This window comes from Bacillus cereus group sp. BfR-BA-01349 (genome assembly GCF_022663795.1).
GTDB lineage: Bacteria > Bacillota > Bacilli > Bacillales > Bacillaceae_G > Bacillus_A > Bacillus_A cereus.
On sequence record NZ_JAKUGE010000017.1, the window covers coordinates 46,062 to 65,837 of the forward strand.

Below are 19,776 nucleotides of genomic sequence, written 5' to 3' on the forward strand. Positions count from 1 at the left end.
GTAAATAGGAAAACATATTACGTAGTTAGGAGCAGGAAAATGGAACGTACTATCGGTATCGATGCTGGAGGCACATTAACGAAAATAGCTTATTTTAACGAAAAAAAGCTATTAACTTTTGAAAAATTTTATTCGCATGAACAACATAAAATAATAGATTGGATTAAAAACAACAATGGCATAAAACAAATATGTATTACGGGTGGTAGATCGAAACTATTACAGCATCTGCTTACAGCTTCATATAAAATAATAGAGCTAAACGAATTTGAATCTACTCTTGCAGGTGTCCAATACATATTAAAAGAAGAAAAACACACTATAAACAATTTTATTTTAACCAATATCGGTACAGGTACTTCTATCCATTATGTTTATAATGAACAATATATTCGCGCTGGTGGAACCGGAGTTGGCGGTGGGACTATTATGGGACTTTCAAAATTGTTAACAAATATAGATCATTTTGAAGATGTAATCCCTCTAACAAAAGTAGGATCTAGAAAAGAACTAGATATTACGGTTGGAGATATTTATAGTGGTATTCTCTCACCTATTGATAATAGCTTAACTGCTAGCAATTTTGGTAAAGCCGCTATTTCAGAATCGAAATATAATAGCTCAGACATACTTGCTACTATACAAGGACTTGTCGGTGAAGTCGTTACTGCATTAAGCCTTCAATTCGCTGAAACAAAAAACATTGAACATATTATTTATATTGGTTCGACTTTATGTAATAACGTACAACTTCAACATATTATGAGTAGCTACACCGAATATCAAAATAAAACACCAATCTTTTTACAAGATGGTGGTAATAGCGGTGCAATTGGTGCATTACTTCATGCTACGAAATAAAAAGCTGACTTTTGTCCGCTTTTAAAAAATGGCACTTCAAATTCAATAATTGATTCCCCATTCTCTCCAATTCGCTCCACGCTTATTCTATCAATCACACAATTTAACTTCCCATGAAAACTAGGAATCTCCTTCACTACTTCAGCAGCTAATTCGGCACTTTCTTTTCTTCCGACTGTTACATGTGGGATGTACGGAATGTCTTCTTTCAAAAATTGTAATAAAGGTCCTGTATACAGGCTATCATGTAGTTCTTCTATTTGTTTTCTTCCTCTATCAACTTCTAAAAACAAATAGTTTCCTACGCTAGTGATACGATTTGCAAACTCAATTTCAATTTTGCCTCCCCCTTTTGATACATTAAAAATATGAGATTTTAATTCATCATTTGAAATATTACTCTTAAATGGGAATACGATTGTTATATGCGATGGAATTAATCCAAATAAAGGATCATGTTTATGTCTAATGTTCTCTATTTTATCGATGGACATGTTGTTTAGAAAAAGTAAAATTGTACGCATTTTTATCCCCTCAACTTTTCCTCATTATAATATGTACCATATTCTATGACAGCCTGCCCTTCAACAACTTGTTTTGCTTACCTATAAAAATAAAAAAACTTCTCAAATGAGAAGTTTTCATATAGCATGATTATTATTTTCCCGCCAAACTTTTCTAAACTTATACTTTGAACTGTTCCACCACCGGGTAAATGATTAACAATTGCAACCACATCTGAGTTATTACCAACATATGTTCCAGCATATTTCTTAAAGTCACTAGGTTTCACATCACATATTTCTTTTATTCTTTCTCCGCTAGAACAAGCAGTAATAAATAAAAAAATTGTTAGCATAACAACTACATTACGATGCATATATTTCATTTAGCATCCCCCATTTTTATCGATATTTCGTTAATTACAATACATCTTCTCAAAACCCTTTAAAACATACGTATTTTAATCAAAATTAAAAATTTTCAATTTTTCCGTTTACAATTATCCATTAATTGTATATAATTACTAACGTAAGAAAAATATTCTAAAAGGAGGTCGAAGGAAATGATGAAATTACAATTACATGCATTAACTTTAGCGTTAACTGCACCTGTGGTTTCTGGACAATTAAATATGAATTCGACCACCCTAATGGAGAATTGAAAATCGTACTTTATTTCATTTAATTCATAAATTCGCCACAGGAGGTCGTATACTTTCCTGTGGCTTTTTCACGCCCAGCCATAGGAGAACTGTATCTTCCTGTGGTTTTTTTGCGCGATTTTTTAGTCTCTTACATTATTTTTCTAAGAAAGGAGCAACATTCAATGACTATTAGCGTATTGTTTTTAAGTATTACGATTCAAAGAAATACAATTTCCAAAGATGAAATTCTTCATAATGAGCAAATTGAAAAAGCTATGAATGATGTTAAGGAGCGCCAAGCACTTTACTGTGATCACCTGTAATTCCTTTTCGAAAGGAGGAATTCATTTATGACTTTTCATATTTTCTTTTTTACGACTGTACTTCAAAAAAATACTTTATCTGAAACTGAAATTAATCGTAAACAACAGTTAAAACAACTAACTGATAAAATAACTGACATTAAAAGTTCATACTACACTCAAATGTATTAAAAATATATTTTAAAGGGGTAATATATTCATGAAATTTAAAGCATTCTTTTTAACAATCACCATTCAAAAACGTAAACTTTCACAGAAAGAGATTTTACGTGAGCAACACATCCAAAATATTATGGACGAAGTAAAAGAACGCCAATCTTCTTATTACACTCGTCTTTTCTAAAACACTTATAAAGGGGCAATTATTTTATGAAATTTAAAGTATTCTTTTTAACCATTACCATTCAAAAAAATAAATTTTCCGAGTCTGAAATGCTTCATGAGCGACAAATTAATCAGGCTATGGATTCTGTAAAAGAAAGACAAAGTCATTACTGTAGTCACCTGTAATTTCTTATTACACTCGTTTTTTCTAAATCACTTATAAAGGGGCAATTATTTTATGAAATTTAAAGTATTCTTTTTAACCATTACCATTCAAAAAAATAAATTTTCTGAGTCTGAAATGCTTCATGAACGACAAATTAATCAGGCTATGGATTCTGTAAAAGAAAGACAAAGTCATTACTGTAGTCATCTGTAATTCCAATTCGAAAGGAGGAATTCACATATGAAGTTTCACCTATTCTTTTTAACCATTACGATTCAAAAAGAAACAATATCTCAAAATGAATTAAAACAAGAAAGACAATATAAACAAGTTATTGATGAAATTCGAGATCGTAGAAGCAAGTACTACACTCACCTTTAATCGTTTAACTATATAGAATTGAAAGGAGTCGATTATGATGATGATAGCACGCTGTAAGGAAATGATTTGGATAGTTCAGAGGGATTCCACATAGTTTTATAGAGCTTATATCCCACAAGTTCATCGCTGAATTTGATGTATAAAAAATATATAATAAAATCAAATCAACCCGCTTTTAATTATTTTTTTATAAACAAAAGATACACCACTTAAAAAGAGGTGTATCTTTCTCAGGTTTTACTATTTCCGATTACTTCTCTTCGTCTTAAACAATCTCACTAAGTTCGAAACAACTGTTTTTGTTACTGCATAAACTGGTACTGCTAAAATCATTCCGATGATTCCAGCAAAGTTACCTACCCCTAAAATTAGGATAATAATTGTTAATGGGTGGATGTTTAATTTCGAGCTCATAATACGTGGTGAAATAATATTACTTTCAAACTGTTGTACAATTGTTACAATAATAATTACGTATAAGGCTTGCATCGGAGATACGAACAGTCCTACAATAACAGCTGGTGCTGCTCCGATAAATGGGCCTAAGTTAGGAATGATGTTTGTAAATGCTGCGATAATCCCTAAAACGAAAGCGTACGGTAAATCGATAATTAAATAACCGATAAAAGTAAACGCACCTACAAATATACAAACGAGCGCTTGCCCTTGAATATATGCAGATAATGTTTCGTTCGTTTCCTTAATGATACGAAGCCCCTCTTCACAGTAAGACTCTGGTAATAAACTTACCGCTTTCCCTGGAAAGGCATGTCCATCTTTAAACATGTAAAATAAAATGAACGGTACAGTAAATACAACTAATGCAACGTTCGTGATAATACCAAATAAAGCCGTTGCACTCGACGTAATTGTATTTGGTATATCTTTTAAGTATTCAATCGCATTTTTTTCAATTGTTTCAATGGAAACGTAGTTTTGTGTAGATAACCATTCAAACAACCTATGATGTGATAATTCTTGTATGTATACTTTTCCCTCTTTTATGTAGCCTGGCATATTTTTAACCAAGTCCATTAGCTGTTGTGAAATCGTAGGAACAACTACTCCAACGCCAACCGCAGTTAATGTTATGATAAAAAGATATAACAGCAATATCGCTAAATTTCTAGGTACTTTTTTATTCTCCAAAAAGATTAATACAGGATTAAATATGAAGTATAAAAAAAGCGCGATTAAGATTGGGAAAAATAATGTTGATATGAAGATACCAATCGGTTGAAATAAAAATGATATTTTTGTGCAAATAAATATGATTCCTACAACCATTAGCACTTCTAATGTCCAAAAGTGCACTTTTGATTTCAAAAAAATGGCCTCCTTTAAACTAGCACTTCTCTTCATTGTACCAAAATAAGTATGAATTTCACATAATATTTTCCTTTACAATATTCCAAAATACCAATAAATACACTACAATGAGATTACATACAAATTTGCAGGTAAAGGTGATAAAAATGACACAATGCATCATTTGCAGAAAAGATACGAAAGAACTTAGTGAACAATATGTCATTCCAGAAATATTATGTGGATATTATTTCACAAACTCAATTTGTGATACTTGTCATGAACAAATGACAACAAATATTGATCGTCCTTTAATTAGGCATAAATTGAGTCAATTTAAGATTGAACAAATGAAAAGACAAATTGATTCCCCACTCTATACGAATGAGCACGGTGAAGAACTTGCGGCTACTGAGACTGATGTTGTCGAAGTAAGCGACGAAATTCTTTATTCTAATGCATTAATTATGAAACTATGTAAAAAGCACGATATTTCCTTACATAATGAAATTTGGAAAGAGGAACGTGTAACGAAAGTAGCGAGTTCTATTCAACGTGAATTGCTATTGGATAACCGTAAATATAAAATGAGTATATTAAAAATGGCTTATACATTCGCTGTACAAACAGTTGATGGCTACTTTGAAAATCAAGATGCGATTGATATCTCTACCATTCTCTCAAATGCAGATTTCGTGGAACTAAAAGAAAAAAGCATTGTACGTGATTTAAGCAAAAGTTCTTTATGGAATACGCTAAATACAAGTAGTGAAAATCATTACTTTATTTTACTTAGCGATAAAGACGGTCTGTTTTGCTTCATTCGTTTGTTTGACATCTTTGATGTTGTCGTTCATTTATCAGAAAAAAGATTTGACCTTCCATCACCCATTGTCGGTGTAAATAATGTGAATACACAGAAATTTTATGTCCAAAGTTTAAAACAGTATATGGATGGTCTGTTTAAAGAAAAAGCACCTACTATATAATAGGAACCAGAACGTACGGTCTCCTTTCTTGATGAAAAGACACTGTGTTATAATGAGTATGAAAAGAACAATACAATCACATAAACCAATTATAAATTGTATATAAATAAAAAAGACTAGTGTGCGGCTACACACTAGTCCACGTAACTTAGCAGATTGGATTGTTCATTTATCCTATTTGTTTCTTACAAACAAAACAACCCACATTCTATAGGCATAGGTGGGTTGTTATTTTTTGAGCTTGTCTATTAAAACGACGACGAACGTTAACAATGCAACGAGAAACAGTCCACCTTGCAATAGCAACGCTATTTCACTCACGAATTATCACCCCCCTCCTACTTGGAGAAGTGATAATTGAACAACCAACCGCACCTTAAGTTACCCTTTAATTTTACCATATTTTCTAATAATTTACGATGAAAACCCGCAAGCGAATAACTTGCGGGTTTTTTATACCGTATTAACAGGCAGTAAACAAAATGAAGCAATAAATAGGTGAAACTTTATTTCTCACTATTTTTTTAATGCATATGCATCAGCAATCATTTCACCAACAATTTTATTTTCTTCTTTCTTCTCGTCTTTCAATAATGGGAATAACAATTCTGCCACTTCATACGCTTCTTCTAAATGCGGATATCCTGATAAAACAAACGTATCAATTCCTAACGATTCATATTCTTTTATCCTTTTTGCTACTGTATGCGGATCGCCTACAAGTGCAGTACCTGCCCCACCTCTTACAAGTCCGATTCCAGCCCATAAATTAGGGCTTATCTCTAACGACTCTCTCGTACCTTTATTTAAATGGGTCATCCGTTTTTGACCAACCGAATCATATCTTGCAAATGTCTTTTGAGCAAGCCCAATTGTTTCATTATCCACATATTGAATTAAACGTTCTGCCTCTTCCCATGCTTCTTCTTCTGTTTCTCTTACAATTACGTGTAATCTAATGCCAAATCGCACTGTACGCCCCTTCTCTTCTGCAAGTTTTCTTACTTCTTCTATTTTCTCTTTCACTTGCTCTGGCGGCTCTCCCCACGTTAAATATACATCACTATGTTCAGCTGCTACTTCTTTTCCAGCAGCTGACGATCCTCCAAAATATATAGGAGGATATGGTGTTTGAACTGGTGGGAAGACAACTTTACTATCTGTAACTTTAATATGTTTTCCTTCTAAAGAGATCGTTTCACCTTGCAATGTCGATTTCCAAACTTTTAAAAATTCATCCGCTGCTTCATATCTTTCATCATGATCAAGATATAATCCATCTCCTTGTAGTTCAACTGGATCTCCTCCAGCTACTACATTAATAAGCAGCCTCCCATGTGAAATTCTATCAAATGTAGATGCCATCCTCGCTGCAACTGTAGGGGACATTAGTCCTGGTCTCACTGCTACTAAAAATTTTAGTTTTTCTGTTTCAGCAGCAAGAGCTGAAGCTAACACCCAAGGGTCTTCACATCCTTGACCAGTTGGAAGTAAAACACCCGTATATCCTAAATAATCAGCTGCCGCAGCAACTTGCTTATAATAACCATATTCAGCTGCTCTTCCTCGTTTTGTCGTTCCTAAATATCGACCATCTCCATAAGCCGGAATAAACCATAATAATTCCATACCTTTACACACCCCTTATTTATTTTGAATCGTATACTAACACATTCTATATAAATTACCCCTAATAATTTATATGTTAATTCCCTGTCTCACCTTTAAAGTTATCTCGCCATCTTAAAAACTTCACTTCTAGTAAACGTACTAGAGAGTCAGAAAACTTCCCAACAAATGCAAATATAATTATGCCGACAAATACAATATCTGTATTTGAAAATTGCCTTGCATCCATAATCATATAGCTAATACCTTCTGTAGACCCCATAAGTTCTGCTACTACTAAACTCACCCATGCAACACCTAACGATAACCTTGCTCCTAGTAAAAGGTTAGGCAATGCAGCTGGTAAAATTAGTTTCGTGATTAATTTTCTTTTACTAAACTCTAACACTCTCGCAACATCAAATAACTTTGAATCCACACCTCTAATACCTAAAAATGCGTTTACGTATAAAGGAAAAAATGCACCATCTGCAATTAATAACACTTTCGATGTTTCACCAAAACCGAACCATAATACGAAAAGCGGTGCAACAGCTAAATGAGGTACAGTTCTTAACATTTGCACAGATGGATCTAAATATTGCTCACTTCTCGTTGAAAATCCAACAATCGTTCCTAAAATGATTCCTAAGCCCCCACCAATAAAGAAACCAGCCGCAGCCCTAAATACACTAATACTTAAATGGCCGAATAACTCTCCTGTTTTAATAAGCTCTTGGAAAGCTAGAAAAATATCTAATGGTGTTGGTAAAACTGTTTTAGAAACAAGACCGAATACACCAGCTAACTGCCAAATTATTAATATAATAACCGGTATAGTAATCGCCCTTACTAAAACTTTTACATTTAACTTTCGCATCTTCTTGACGTTGTTTTTCTCAATCGTTATACTCGCTGGTTTAATAACAGCTTTCGTATTTCCCACTTTACAAAACCTCTTTTCACTTCGCTTTCAATGCTTTTTCTACGAAAGAATTATCTACAACTTTTTCCGTCTTAATTTCTTTCTTTATAGAACCGAGCTTATATTGAAAATCCGCTGTCTTTTGTTGTTCTGCTATTATTTCCTTCGTTACTGGAACTAAAATTGGTTTGTCGTGATTAAACACTTCTTTTACGATCTTCGCATCTATCTTTTTTACAGAAGTATATACTTTTATTGCTTCATCTAAGTTAGCATCTTGCCATACACGTGCTTTCTCATAAACTTTGAGGAATTTCTCAACTAATTCTGGATGTTCTTTCGCAAATTTTGTTCTCGTAATTAAAAATTCTGGTGAAGAGACATTTAATGTTTCACCGTCTGCAATCACCTTCGCACCTTTATTTAACGTATGTAATGATATGAAAGGGTCCCAAATCGCCCATGCATCTACTGATCCTGATTCGAATGCAGGCTGCGCTTCATCTGGTTGTAATTGAATGACATTTACATCTTTTGAATCAATCCCTTCTTTATCAAGTGCTCGATACAATAAATTAAAAGCACTACTTCCTTTTGCTACTGCAATTTTTTTACCTTTTAACTCTTTTACACTCGCAATTTTGCTATCTTTTTGAACGAGAATTCCAGTTCCTTTTCTCGCATAACTTGTATTGGCGATTTCGGTAAATCCAATACCTGCTGCTTGCGCTGAAATGACTGGAGAATTCCCTACTTCACCAAAGTCTAATCGGTTTGATGCGATTGCTTCAAAATAAGGAGGTCCACTTTGGAACTCTGTCCATTTCACTTTAACTCCTTCTTTTTTAAACTCCTCTTCAAACCACCCCTTTTTCTTTGCTAGTAATAGCGGGCTTAATCCTTGCTGTATACCAATTTGTATTGTTACATCTTCTTTCTTACTACTTGCTGTACTTTTTTCACATCCTAATAAACATACTGATATAGCTAAAACAAAAGAAAGAATTTTTAATTTTTTATACATATAAAATCCCCCTTTTCCTATATACTTGTTTGAATCAACCCTCCATATTCAAACTGCTGTAATACTTTCGTTCGAAGTTGTTGGAACGATTGAGAAGTTTTATTCCGCGGATAAGGCAAATTATTTTCAATCACTTTATGTATTTTCCCTGGTTTTGCACTCATAATGATGATTCGGTTTGAAAGATATATCGCTTCGTCTATATCATGTGTAACGAATATCATTGTTGTTTTCTTATGCTCCCAAATATTTAGCAATACTTCTTGTAAATGACTTCGAGTAAAAGCATCCAGCGCTCCAAAAGGTTCATCAAGTAATAATACATTTGGATCTCTTTATAACGCTCTCGCTATCGCAACACGTTGTGACATCCCGCCTGAAATTTCTTTCGGATACGATTTTTCAAAGCCATCTAACCGAACGATTTCAACCCATTCTCTCACCTTATCTTTCACATACTTATCTTTTAACGACAAATCTGCCGCTATATTTTCTTCAACTGTTAACCATGGAAAAAGCCTATGTTCTTGAAAAATAAAACCTTGTTTCTTGCTCGTTTTTAAGATAGGCTCCCCGTCAATAACAACTTCACCTTCAAAATCATTATCTAGACCTGCAACAATTTTTAGTAATGTACTTTTTCCGCACCCACTCGGACCAATTACTGTAACAAAATCCCCTTTCTCTAATTGAAAATTAATATTCTCTAGCACTTGAACCGTACCAGTTTGTTTCAAAAAATATTTTGATACCCCATCAATTGAAACAGTCATTTCTTCCCCTCCTTAAAATGATTCATATAAATGAACAGATTCAGTATTTGTGCAATAAAAAAACCAAAGGCATTTTATCAACAGATAAAATGCCTTTGGTTTCTCCAATCGGCAATACGTTATGGAATTAAGTACATATTATACAAATATTTCCGATAAGTCAACTGGGTTTTGTCAAAACATACATATGATTCGTTTGAACATTTTTACTGTTGTTTATTTGAACAATATCATTTACTTACTATTTTTTCTGATCTTTAATCTACTGTAACCAATAAGAAAACTCACACGCTAAATGCAGTTGATGGGATTTAATAACTAAGCGACGAAATTTCTACAAAAAAAGAGTAATTTCAAGAAATATGCTACTAACCTTAGATTTATTAAAAAAGTTAGATCGTATAACTTGAGACTACTCATTCCCATTCAAAATATTTATGTAATTAAATTTTATTTCCTCTGCACCCTGGCTGTCTCCAAAACTATTGGTGGCAGCTCTTTTTGAATGATTTCTTTTAATCCATAAAGAGCTTTCCTCACATAACCACCTTCGAAATTCCCTAATGGTTCTGGTAATTCATCTTCATCCAATATGAAGTATTCTCCATTTGGAAGTACCATAATATCGATGATTAAATCTTCAAAGGAAACCACTGCATCTTTTATTTGTGTGTTTTTTACGATATTAAAATAGGAACCTAAATACTTTCCTTTTATATCTCTCCATACGTATAAATTGTACGGACGATCTTTCCAGTAATATGCGATTGTATAACTTCCTTTTGGGATTGTTAACTTAGTATCATTTGCAGTCATTGTAAATGAATACTGCACCTCGTGAAATAAAACGATACTTTGTGATTGCTTTTCAAGTAATAAGCAATTGTGATCTACTATTGTTGAGTTATACTGGATTTTTCTTTCTATAATTTCAATTTTCGATGTAAGTAACTTATTCATTATTTTGTTTCCCCTTATGCTAGTTCTATCCTCAATTATATCCATTTATATAGCGATAAAGAAGTGTATAGTTTTTTATATAATGATTTATACAAGTACATAATAAAAACTCCTTCTTATTTAGAAAGAGTTTTTATTATGTAACTAACAGCACTATTACTCATGTTTTAACTTTTCCTTAACCGCATCATAAAATTTTCGTTCTTCATCAACATTCAAGTAAACACGACTTACTGTTTTAGAAAAGCCGTATAACAACTGCGCTTTCACTGGCTCTTTTAATGTTATTTCAAAAGTAGCAGGTTCTTTTATGAACTCCATAACAGTTGCATCCAATACCTGTTTCCTTTCTTTTGCCGTTAGCAATTCCCCCTTGTAGAACGCAATACTATCAATTTGTGTAAATGGCATAACAATTTTCTTTCCTAATCCGATTTGAATGATTACTTGTTCTTCTGTTACGACAAGGGGATTTTTGCGCATCGCTTGTATTTCAGCTATAAAATAAATCATCGCGTATACATTTAAAATAAGCAAAATCCATGCTATTACTGGATTCCACTGATGTAGTAAATAATGAAAACCAATGCTTTCAATTATTGTTGCATGAATAATCATGATATACACACCTATAGCACCAGTCTTTTTATGATATGAGTATACAGATTTACCTGTTGGTACTTTTTCACGCCACGATAAAAACGCATAATAGATTAACTTACACTCTGTTAGAATGACATCTACTAACTTACTTCTTTTCATAGTAGCGTCAAACGCTGCATCAATTGCATAAGAAAAGGAATAATTTTCTCTTCTATATTCTTTATATTTTTTTATTATTTTAGGAAGCACTCTAACAATTTTATAGAGAAGGAATAATTCTAGACCTACAAATGCAATTTCAGCCGCAACAATAATATAAGAGATGAATGAAAAAGCTTGTAAATAGTCACTTGGAATAATAAATCTTGCAAAAATATAACCAGCTATTACAACAGGAACTATATACGTTAACGAGTATCTTTTTCGAATAATGAAGAAATACGTGATGATTGGAATGACAAACATGCAATCTAATAATGACCCAAGCACAACTTCTTTCGGCGCAACTGGTACAATTGGAAGGGCATACAATAAATAGTTTGATAGCATAATTAAAGAGACGAGTCCAATCCAAATACCTTTTCGCCTTCGTGATAGTGTAGCCTTCATACGTTCACTCCTTTATTTAAAAACCTCATTTAAATGGTCTTTATAAAATGAAATGGCACGTTCAAATTCTTTTACTTCCTCTACTTTCACGACAGTTTCAAGTAATAATTTCATCGCTGATTCGTGATCGTTTACGTTATATTTTGCTAATGATAAAAATACTTTCATCGGAGCGTTCTCTGGGAATTTTTTCACCCCAGCTTCTAATACTGTAATTGCCTTTTCATATTCCCCTATACAACGATATGTACTTCCTAAACCAATATAAGCACCGCAAAGCGATTCGCCATCAAGTCCATTTGCGATTGCCTGCTCATAATACGGAACTGCTTCTGTTTCTAGCCCCATTACATCATGTATCCACGCACACTGATACAGTACTTCTGCATCCTTTGTAAAGTTTGTTAATCCTATAAGCATCTCTTTAGACTGCGCATATTTCTTTTCGTTTCTAAGTTTAATAGCTTGCTTTAATAAATGTTCCATAGAATCCACTCCTCACCAATTATTCTGTGTATAGCTCTTGATTGGTATACGCTTCACATTCGTGTAAAAGTAAAATTCCCACCAATTAAAGTTTCGCTTACTTATTACTATGCGGATTCATTCTCATCTAAAAACTTAATTTTAAAAAGCAGTGACACGATTACATAATAACTCTAAGCTTTTGACAATTTCTTTCGCTGTTTCATCTTTCCCATTACACAACTTCCCTTTACCATCCTGTCCAATTACATAATGCACAGCTCCGCGCGAATATAAAGAATGTGGTGAATTCGCAATCATTACATTCGCCCTTGCTTCTTTCATTCTATTTTTTGCTCTTTCAAACAGTTCTTCTTCATTTAAATCACTTTCAAGTTTAAAACCAACAAGTACTGTTTCTGGGTCCCATTCTTTTATTTGTTTTAATACTTTTGGAGCCTTTTGAAAGTGAATAATCGGTGCTATATCACTTGAAATTTTTCCGTTCATATTAAGAACATTACCATCTTGATCACAAATTTTCTCCACAATCCAATCTGATCCAGCCGCTGCCATAATGACTGCATCAATCTTTTCATGTGATATGATACTTTTCATTTTATCTTGTAAATCAACGATTCCTTCAAATGGATGTAATTCTAACCCTCTATGTACATCACTCGGTTTCTCCGCAAAATAACCGTGTAAATATATAACATGTGCCCCTTTAGCTAGAAGTTCTTCTGCGATTATCCTTCCGATTGTACCTTTGGCCATATTCGTATGCCCGCGTACTTGATCCCATTTTTCTAGACAACCACCGCTCGTAATTAATACCTTTTTCCCCTTCATTGTAACCATCCCTTACGAATTTTTCTTACGAAACCATTCTGTTCCAAAGTCAACTATATCACGTTGTTTCATTAGACGACACGTTGCATTCCCTATCTTCCCATTTTTTACAGTTCCTTTTCGCTCAAACTCCACACCAATTTCTACAAACTTCTCAGATTCGTAATCCATTTCAAAAAACTCTTTCCACACTCTTTCACCGTTTTCTATAATAGGTGCTCCTACTTGTATTAACTCACATGCACCAGAACGCACCTCGGATAAATGAACAGATGTATTAGAATCATATCCAACACCAATTAATAATACGTACCCGTCTAAATCATATATTTTTCTTAATGGAGATTCTTCTCCAAAGCTCATTGATAACGAATGGTTCATTGTTATTTCTACTGCATGTTTTCCCCATGCAGCAAAACTTCCTAACGGATGATTACTACGTACTACATTCGGATATGTACGAAAACATTCAACTATTTCACCCATTCCCCTTGTTGGGGTTATACGTGAATCAAATGCTGGGACGTTATCTCGGATAATTTGCCACCAGTCTTCCGGTACAGGTGGTCTTGACCAATGTTTCGGATCGGACAAATCCGAAGATTGCGTTGGCATTATTATCGTTCCTTCTTCCGTAACAACTTTCATTAATGCTTCTACTACAGCAACCGCACCACCAGATATCCATCCGATAGAACTTAGTGATGAATGAACGATAATTGTCATTCCTTTTTCGACTCCTAATGCTTTTAAATCTTTTGTTATTGTTTCGATTGTATTTGGAAATTGTGTACTTGCTACTATTTCATTCATTTTCATATTGGTTCCCCTACTAGCTACGTAAATTTAAACTTTTATATAAATATATTATCATATTTTTCTTAATTTTTAACTTAATCATTTTTCACATCTATAAAAAATAGTAATATTATTACACAAAAAATATTCAAATTCTAATATTAAGATTTAAAAACAAAAAGAAAGTGAAGATTTTACATCCCCATCATAAAAAGCTGTTTTATACATAGACGAAAGAGCTCATCACAAATGATGAGCTCTTTGTTTATTTTATCCTTCAATTGTAACCCCAGTAAACATTGATAAGTTTCCCGTTATTTTCTCACCTACACGTAAAAATAAGCCTGCTGCTCTTCCACTTATACAGTGAGAGCCAATTAATAGTTTACCAGTATATGGACCATCCCATGTGTCAATGGTATAGTCAGGCATTTCTATGTATTGCTGGTATATCTTCCTTTGTTCAAAGTAATACTCTGTTTTATCTTCAGCTAATAATTCATCATTTTCGTATATAGATACTCCGCCACCTTCACGACCGAATACAGGTTTTGAAACGTATGATTCATGTCTTTCTAGAAATCGCTTATTTGAAAAATATGTTGGTAGAAAGTATTTATAAATAATGTCTTGCTCTTCTTCTGTAAAGAAAACACTTTCTTCATAAAGCTTCCAAATTAGTGCGAGTACACTTTTGTTTTGCATAACAAACGCGGCTGGCGGATTAATAATTTTCACTCTTTCTTGCGCAATATGATCTAAAAATTGTAAACCAATCCTTTTTCCATTCTTATCAACGTCCGTTACTAAATACTCTATTGGATACAGTCTATATAAATATTTTATTTTTTCTCCACTTGGCGTATATATACCATCTTCCGCAACGACAATGTCTTGTATTCCTACATAGTCCGTTGACTGATTTAAGCAATACGTTCTTAAAAACTGAACCGTTTGACTATCTTCATCGTGCCAATCATAACTAGTAAAATATATCGTCTCTTCAGGGCCTATATGATAGTCATGTTTAATTTGTTCCCATGCCTGCACAATATGCTCTTCTATATGGTTTGGGTGATTTACATCATGATAACGGCATAACACTTCATTTGCGACAGACGGTTCTAAATAGCCTGTTGGCGTATCACAATTTACTTCTATTAATTTTATATCGTCACCATTTACGATAAAATCAAACCTTGTAAAATATGAAAATAAACCATTATGTTTCATTCTCGCCATTTCCCACGCTTCAGCTGGGAATCCAAGTTTTTGAAAATCTTCTGTCGTATTTACAATATATTGATACGTTCTATATAACACATACATGATTTCTTCTGTCGCTTTTGAGATAGCGGTATAAGTTTTTGCTGGCATGCGATACATCCCTGTTGCCATATATTGATTCCATTCTTCATTCTCTAACAGACTAGGCCAAGTGAAACCATTCCTACTAGCCTCTTCTGCAAGTGAAAACCATACTTTCATATACTCTTCTTGCTCTCGTTCTGTATACATTACTCCATTACCCTTTCGTTTTAGGATCCTACTGGCGCTTTTGCGTTTCCAATTCCACTTGAACCAGAGTTTACTTTCGGTGTTTGCGTAGTAGATGATTTTGGCGTATTTGTATCTGGTGTTACTTTATTGGATGGATTTGGCTGCTGTTTATTTAAATCTACTTTATTGGAAGTATTATTATTACCGTTAGAACCACCAGAATAACCACCGCTACTACCGCCACCTGTTCTACGCTCATCTTTTTCACGATATGGAATAACATTATTTGCATACGGTTTCTTCATTAAATTTGGTTTTGCTGTATAATTCATATTTGAAGTTCTACTCGCTAATAAATATCCTGCTACAAATGGAAGTATTGGTAAATGAGAGTTTTCATGATAAGATGAAAATGACGGATTATTTTCCTTGCATAACTCATCTATCTCTACATTTTCATTGGTTGGGGCTTTATCATCACAATTTAATGTTTCTTGTTCATTTCTTTGTTTTGCACCATCTGTTTTAACAGCTGTACTTTCTTGCTGAGCAGTTTCTTCTTCATAATCACCACAACCTGTTAATAAAAAAGATGACACCCCTATTGAAGTAGCTATTTTTATAAACTTACTTTTCTCCATTCTCACGTGTTATACACCTATCTTCTTTTATCTATATTTTTCCAGATACCTATATTATATAATGAAATTATTATTTTTTTCAAACTATATTCAATATGTACAATTATATATTTTCATGCTATTTTTCCATGTAACAATGAAATCTTTCTATCCCTGGATATTTTTCTCCTAAACTTTTAACTTGAAAACCAATTCTTTTATAAAATTCTACCGCCCCATCGTCTGTCTCCGCTTCTATATAAGTCAATTGGTATACTCTTATAATCTCTTTAATCATTTGTAGTGCAATTCCTTTTTGACGATAATCTGGAGCCACTGCTATATGACATATTCGTGCTTTAGTTTCTCCGATTATTTCAATACCTAGACAAGCTTTTTCTTCATATTTTATCAAAGTCCCTTTATTACTTTGATAAAATATTATTGCCTTCTTTAAGCTTATTTCATTTCGACCGACGGCATATTGTAGCACATTTAATATTGAATCTTTTTCAATTTGTTCAACGCGATGTATATTCATACTTTCATCCCTTTCTATGAAAAAAGACTAGCTCTTAATAAAAAGAGCTAATCTCATTACGCCGTTATTTTTTCTTCTTTTTTTACAACGACAGCCACATAACTATGAAGTATCATTCCAATAATAACGAGACTCATACCAATCCAAGATAATGATGACGGAATTGGTGCAGATAACCAGATCAGTTCTCCTACTAGCGCAAATAAAACTTCACCAGACTGCGTCGCTTCCACTGTTGCTAATTTTTGCGGATCATCTTTCACAAGATCTGTTGCAAAGAAAAATAATACTGTCGCGATTAACCCAGAGCTAACTGCTACAATAAAACATTGAAAAACTTGGCTACTTGACGGTAATCCGCCTGTTGATACTTCGTAACCAGATAATAAAAACCAAAATGGTAAACTTGCTAATGTCATACCAAGTACTCGCTGAAATACATCTAATTCCCCTTTACAAACTTGCATCATTTTTCTATTTCCAAGGGGATACGCAAATGCTGCAATAAGTACAGGAACTACACATAACACGGTTTCACGAATACCTAATGAAGAAGCATGCTCTACTTGCATGAGAACAACACCGAATAAAATAATGCCCGACATAACTAATTCCTTCATCGGAAGTTTTTTATGTAGTGGATCCACCGCAAAAAATGGTGTTAACAAAATTCCTGCAACGATTGTAATTTGCCATGTTGATGCAACGAGCCAACCTGGTCCGAACGCTCCAGCAAAACTAAGCGGTGCATAAAAGAGACCAAATCCAACGATACTCCATACTAACCATTCTTTCGCATTGTTTTTCATATATTGAAAGAGTTGCTTTAAGTTCCCTCTATACATAACAATAAGTAATAGCATTGGAACCATAAAATAATACCGTAATGATGCACTCCAAATCCAGCTTCCACCTTCTAAGTCCATTGCCCTGTTTAAAACAAAAGTAAAGGCAAAGAAAAAGGATGCCAATATCCCTATAACAATTGCTTTCATTGTAAAACCCCTTGTATTTAATTTTTAATCTCTATGACATATATTTTAGTATACGCGATGAAAAATCTACATACAAACTTACATTTCACTTTGGGATGATGAAGGAATTGTAGTAGATTTACATGGGAATAAAGTGCATTGGTATGAAATCGAGGCCATTACATATCAAAATTTTCAAGGGTCAAAATCTACTTTAATCTCGACCCGCTATAAAAGATAGCTACCAACTATTGCACATTCAATTTACTGGTTTTCTATTGAAAAACCAAAAGATTATCATAAAAATTTAATGATAGCTTGGGAAAAAAAGCGAACGAATAAAAACAAACGCCTCCTTTAATTATTATTTAGGGGCGTTCGTTCATTCAAAAATTAAAGAATATGTAGTTTATATTCTCTGTATAATTTCCTCAAACGACTGATATGAGCTTGATGATACCGATTATGATCTGCTATATGCCATATTCCCCATCTTATTGTCGCAGTTTCGCCTTTTTCATACAAAACTTCCCGCGTTAAATCAGTTTCTGTTAGTTTCATACATTCTTCATAAAACAATTTTTGCACTGCTTCATAATCTTGCATTAACTCTTGCAATGTGTTTTTTCTTAAACATGGTAATTCTCCTACTTCATTTAACATAGGACCATATTTATTTTCAAATGCTGGCGGAACATCTTCTCCCTTGAAACGATACACCCAATATAAATCAACAACTGCTAAATGCTGAAGTAACTGCCCAATACTATTTTCATTATTTTCAGACCCTTTATAGGATAGTTCGTTCTCTTCAGTACCTTCGACTAACCTTTGCAATCTATTAAACGTATCAGCAACCGTCGCATACAAAATCGCTACTTGAGGGTCCATATTTCTTTCTAAATAGAGATCTTTCATACAAAACTTCCTCTCTTAAAAGAACAACACCATATGTTCATCATCACTATACACACCATTCATTTTTATAGCCCTTTTTTCAATTCCGTATGTTTTAAATCCCATTGATTCATATAATCGTTTGGCTGGTTCGTTCGTTGACACAACCCCTAAATTCAATTGCTCTAGCTTCATCTCTTTTGCCCTTTCAATTGCTTTACGTATTAAATCACGTGCAAGACCACTTCTTCGATTTTCAGTATCTACATACATTGCAACGATATGTCCTTTATGCTTATATGCGTCTTTTTCTTCTGTTAATAAAGTAACAACCCCAACTAAACGATTTTCATTATTAAAAGCACCAAATGTAAAACTACTATTGGATGAAAGATTACTAGCAACTCGTTCAAGAGGATTTTCTTGACGTACTGCTTCTTCATAAGTCGTTATAAATGCTTCTGGATTTACTTGTAATGCTTGTAAACGTAACTCCCAATATTGTTTTGCATCCGCTTTTGTAAGTAATCGAATCATTTTATCTTCCCCTTTTTAATTTACATAATATTTTTATAGGCTACTTTTTTGATTCATACTCTTCTTTTAATATACTGTAACGATTGCGATGAATGAACTTCCCCTGTCTCAATCGATCATTTCTCATTAACCCTTCGCATACAAATCCGGCACTTTCATAACTCTTTTTAGCTTTTGTATTATCTTCATCTACACGTAACCAAATTTTCTCCAATTCAAACTGAGAAAAACCTATTTGTAACATGCTGTTTAGAGCTGCCATTCCAAATCCTTTACCCCAATAGTCTTTATTTCCAATCGCAATTCCTAGTTCAGCATTTTTATTTGTTTTATCAAAATTTTTAAGGTCTACCCATCCAATATGTATACCTGCCTCAGTAACGATTGCCCTTTGTTCATAACCATTTTTTCGGCTTATACAAGCTTCAATCCAGTTTCTCGTATCTCCACGAGTGAATGGAGGATATCGATCTGGTACGACTAAATGCTTTATTACATCTCTATCTAATGACCATTGATAGCGATCTTCTACATCATCTAGTGTCAATTCTCTTAATTGAACATATGGTACATTCATTTTTCTCGCCCCTT

General features: G+C 33.5%; 26 protein-coding genes and 2 pseudogenes. 8 read left to right on the forward strand and 20 right to left on the reverse strand.

From position 1 onward, the window contains the following. The first annotated feature begins 39 nt into the window (after positions 1–39). Positions 40–861, forward strand: coding sequence for a type II pantothenate kinase (coaW, locus tag MR169_RS11690; RefSeq protein WP_242319432.1), 822 nt, complete (start codon positions 40–42; stop codon positions 859–861). Here the strand turns inward: coaW and MR169_RS11695 are convergent. Both MR169_RS11695 and MR169_RS11700 read right to left on the reverse strand, forming a co-directional pair. Further along, positions 846–1,385, reverse strand: coding sequence for a 2'-5' RNA ligase family protein (locus MR169_RS11695; RefSeq protein WP_242319433.1), 540 nt, complete (start codon positions 1,383–1,385; stop codon positions 846–848). The genes coaW and MR169_RS11695 overlap by 16 nt on opposite strands. 134 nt (positions 1,386–1,519) lie before the next feature. Next, positions 1,520–1,750: pseudogene (locus MR169_RS11700) on the reverse strand (DUF4825 domain-containing protein); the annotation flags it as partial. Positions 1,751–2,190: 440 nt separating this feature from the next. Here MR169_RS11700 and MR169_RS11705 point away from each other — a divergent pair. Genes MR169_RS11705 through MR169_RS11730 form a run of 6 tightly spaced genes read left to right on the forward strand, consistent with a single transcriptional unit; the run spans position 2,191 to position 3,202 of the window. After that, positions 2,191–2,331, forward strand: a complete 141-nt coding sequence (locus tag MR169_RS11705; protein WP_000156193.1) for a YrzI family small protein — start codon at positions 2,191–2,193, stop codon at positions 2,329–2,331. 27 nt (positions 2,332–2,358) lie between these two features. Then, a complete protein-coding gene (locus MR169_RS11710) occupies positions 2,359–2,502 on the forward strand; it encodes a YrzI family small protein (RefSeq protein WP_000142729.1) in 144 nt (47 codons plus the stop codon). Positions 2,503–2,530: 28 nt separating this feature from the next. After that, on the forward strand, positions 2,531–2,674 hold the full coding sequence (locus MR169_RS11715) for a YrzI family small protein (protein ID WP_000668963.1): 144 nt from the start codon (positions 2,531–2,533) through the stop codon (positions 2,672–2,674). Between the two features lie 26 nt (positions 2,675–2,700). Continuing rightward, positions 2,701–2,841, forward strand: a complete 141-nt coding sequence (locus MR169_RS11720) for a YrzI family small protein (RefSeq protein WP_000669805.1) — start codon at positions 2,701–2,703, stop codon at positions 2,839–2,841. Positions 2,842–2,893: 52 nt separating this feature from the next. Then, entirely contained in the window at positions 2,894–3,034 is a 141-nt protein-coding gene (locus MR169_RS11725; protein WP_000669805.1) for a YrzI family small protein, read from the forward strand. Positions 3,035–3,061: 27 nt separating this feature from the next. Beyond that, the gene (locus tag MR169_RS11730; RefSeq protein ID WP_000668497.1) at positions 3,062–3,202 is read left to right on the forward strand and encodes a YrzI family small protein; all 141 of its coding nucleotides are present in this window, start codon (positions 3,062–3,064) and stop codon (positions 3,200–3,202) included. A 240-nt stretch (positions 3,203–3,442) separates the two neighbouring features. Here the strand turns inward: MR169_RS11730 and MR169_RS11735 are convergent, their stop codons facing one another. Next, on the reverse strand, positions 3,443–4,528 hold the full coding sequence (locus MR169_RS11735) for an AI-2E family transporter (protein ID WP_242319434.1): 1,086 nt from the start codon (positions 4,526–4,528) through the stop codon (positions 3,443–3,445). A 149-nt stretch (positions 4,529–4,677) separates the two neighbouring features. Here MR169_RS11735 and MR169_RS11740 point away from each other — a divergent pair, with 149 nt between their 5' ends. Then, positions 4,678–5,499 carry an HNH endonuclease gene (locus MR169_RS11740; RefSeq protein WP_242319435.1) on the forward strand — a complete coding sequence of 274 codons (822 nt, stop codon included), beginning with the start codon at positions 4,678–4,680 and terminating at the stop codon, positions 5,497–5,499. A gap of 228 nt (positions 5,500–5,727) precedes the next feature. Here the strand turns inward: MR169_RS11740 and MR169_RS11745 are convergent, their stop codons facing one another. The 17 genes and pseudogenes from MR169_RS11745 to MR169_RS11825 form a co-directional block, all read right to left on the reverse strand. Then, positions 5,728–5,820, reverse strand: coding sequence for a putative holin-like toxin (locus tag MR169_RS11745; RefSeq protein WP_001289320.1), 93 nt, complete (start codon positions 5,818–5,820; stop codon positions 5,728–5,730). 195 nt (positions 5,821–6,015) lie between these two features. Further along, positions 6,016–7,128 (reverse strand): FMNH2-dependent alkanesulfonate monooxygenase, encoded by a 1,113-nt coding sequence (ssuD, locus tag MR169_RS11750; RefSeq protein ID WP_242319436.1) that lies wholly within the window; start codon positions 7,126–7,128, stop codon positions 6,016–6,018. 76 nt (positions 7,129–7,204) lie between these two features. Then, positions 7,205–8,053 carry an ABC transporter permease gene (locus tag MR169_RS11755; RefSeq protein ID WP_242319437.1) on the reverse strand — a complete coding sequence of 283 codons (849 nt, stop codon included), beginning with the start codon at positions 8,051–8,053 and terminating at the stop codon, positions 7,205–7,207. 16 nt (positions 8,054–8,069) lie between these two features. Then, complete coding sequence (locus MR169_RS11760; protein WP_000277092.1) at positions 8,070–9,056, reverse strand: aliphatic sulfonate ABC transporter substrate-binding protein; 987 nt, start codon at positions 9,054–9,056, stop codon at positions 8,070–8,072. A gap of 17 nt (positions 9,057–9,073) precedes the next feature. Next, positions 9,074–9,829, reverse strand: a pseudogene (locus MR169_RS11765) (ABC transporter ATP-binding protein). 450 nt (positions 9,830–10,279) lie between these two features. Next, a complete protein-coding gene (locus MR169_RS11770; RefSeq protein WP_016118094.1) occupies positions 10,280–10,789 on the reverse strand; it encodes a ribonuclease FAU-1 family protein in 510 nt (169 codons plus the stop codon). A gap of 156 nt (positions 10,790–10,945) precedes the next feature. Continuing rightward, complete coding sequence (locus tag MR169_RS11775) at positions 10,946–12,001, reverse strand: hypothetical protein (RefSeq protein ID WP_044797267.1); 1,056 nt, start codon at positions 11,999–12,001, stop codon at positions 10,946–10,948. A 12-nt stretch (positions 12,002–12,013) separates the two neighbouring features. After that, positions 12,014–12,487, reverse strand: coding sequence for a tetratricopeptide repeat protein (locus tag MR169_RS11780; protein ID WP_000400636.1), 474 nt, complete (start codon positions 12,485–12,487; stop codon positions 12,014–12,016). Between the two features lie 141 nt (positions 12,488–12,628). Then, on the reverse strand, positions 12,629–13,318 hold the full coding sequence (locus tag MR169_RS11785; RefSeq protein WP_000676724.1) for a phosphopantothenoylcysteine decarboxylase domain-containing protein: 690 nt from the start codon (positions 13,316–13,318) through the stop codon (positions 12,629–12,631). Positions 13,319–13,330: 12 nt separating this feature from the next. Continuing rightward, positions 13,331–14,137: an AAC(3) family N-acetyltransferase gene (locus MR169_RS11790; protein ID WP_277999131.1), complete on the reverse strand. Its 807-nt coding sequence runs from the start codon at positions 14,135–14,137 to the stop codon at positions 13,331–13,333. Positions 14,138–14,386: 249 nt separating this feature from the next. Then, a complete protein-coding gene (locus MR169_RS11795) occupies positions 14,387–15,634 on the reverse strand; it encodes a glutathionylspermidine synthase family protein (RefSeq protein WP_000287883.1) in 1,248 nt (415 codons plus the stop codon). Between the two features lie 20 nt (positions 15,635–15,654). Beyond that, complete coding sequence (locus tag MR169_RS11800) at positions 15,655–16,263, reverse strand: hypothetical protein (RefSeq protein WP_137074921.1); 609 nt, start codon at positions 16,261–16,263, stop codon at positions 15,655–15,657. A gap of 112 nt (positions 16,264–16,375) precedes the next feature. Continuing rightward, positions 16,376–16,777 (reverse strand): GNAT family N-acetyltransferase, encoded by a 402-nt coding sequence (locus tag MR169_RS11805; protein ID WP_137074920.1) that lies wholly within the window; start codon positions 16,775–16,777, stop codon positions 16,376–16,378. Positions 16,778–16,833: 56 nt separating this feature from the next. Further along, positions 16,834–17,772, reverse strand: coding sequence for a DMT family transporter (locus MR169_RS11810; protein ID WP_086409558.1), 939 nt, complete (start codon positions 17,770–17,772; stop codon positions 16,834–16,836). A gap of 372 nt (positions 17,773–18,144) precedes the next feature. Continuing rightward, positions 18,145–18,669 carry a DinB family protein gene (locus MR169_RS11815; protein ID WP_242319438.1) on the reverse strand — a complete coding sequence of 175 codons (525 nt, stop codon included), beginning with the start codon at positions 18,667–18,669 and terminating at the stop codon, positions 18,145–18,147. Positions 18,670–18,684: 15 nt separating this feature from the next. Beyond that, entirely contained in the window at positions 18,685–19,185 is a 501-nt protein-coding gene (locus MR169_RS11820) for a GNAT family N-acetyltransferase (protein ID WP_000620317.1), read from the reverse strand. Positions 19,186–19,225: 40 nt separating this feature from the next. Then, positions 19,226–19,762, reverse strand: coding sequence for a GNAT family N-acetyltransferase (locus tag MR169_RS11825; protein WP_086423167.1), 537 nt, complete (start codon positions 19,760–19,762; stop codon positions 19,226–19,228). Positions 19,763–19,776 lie beyond the last annotated feature (14 nt).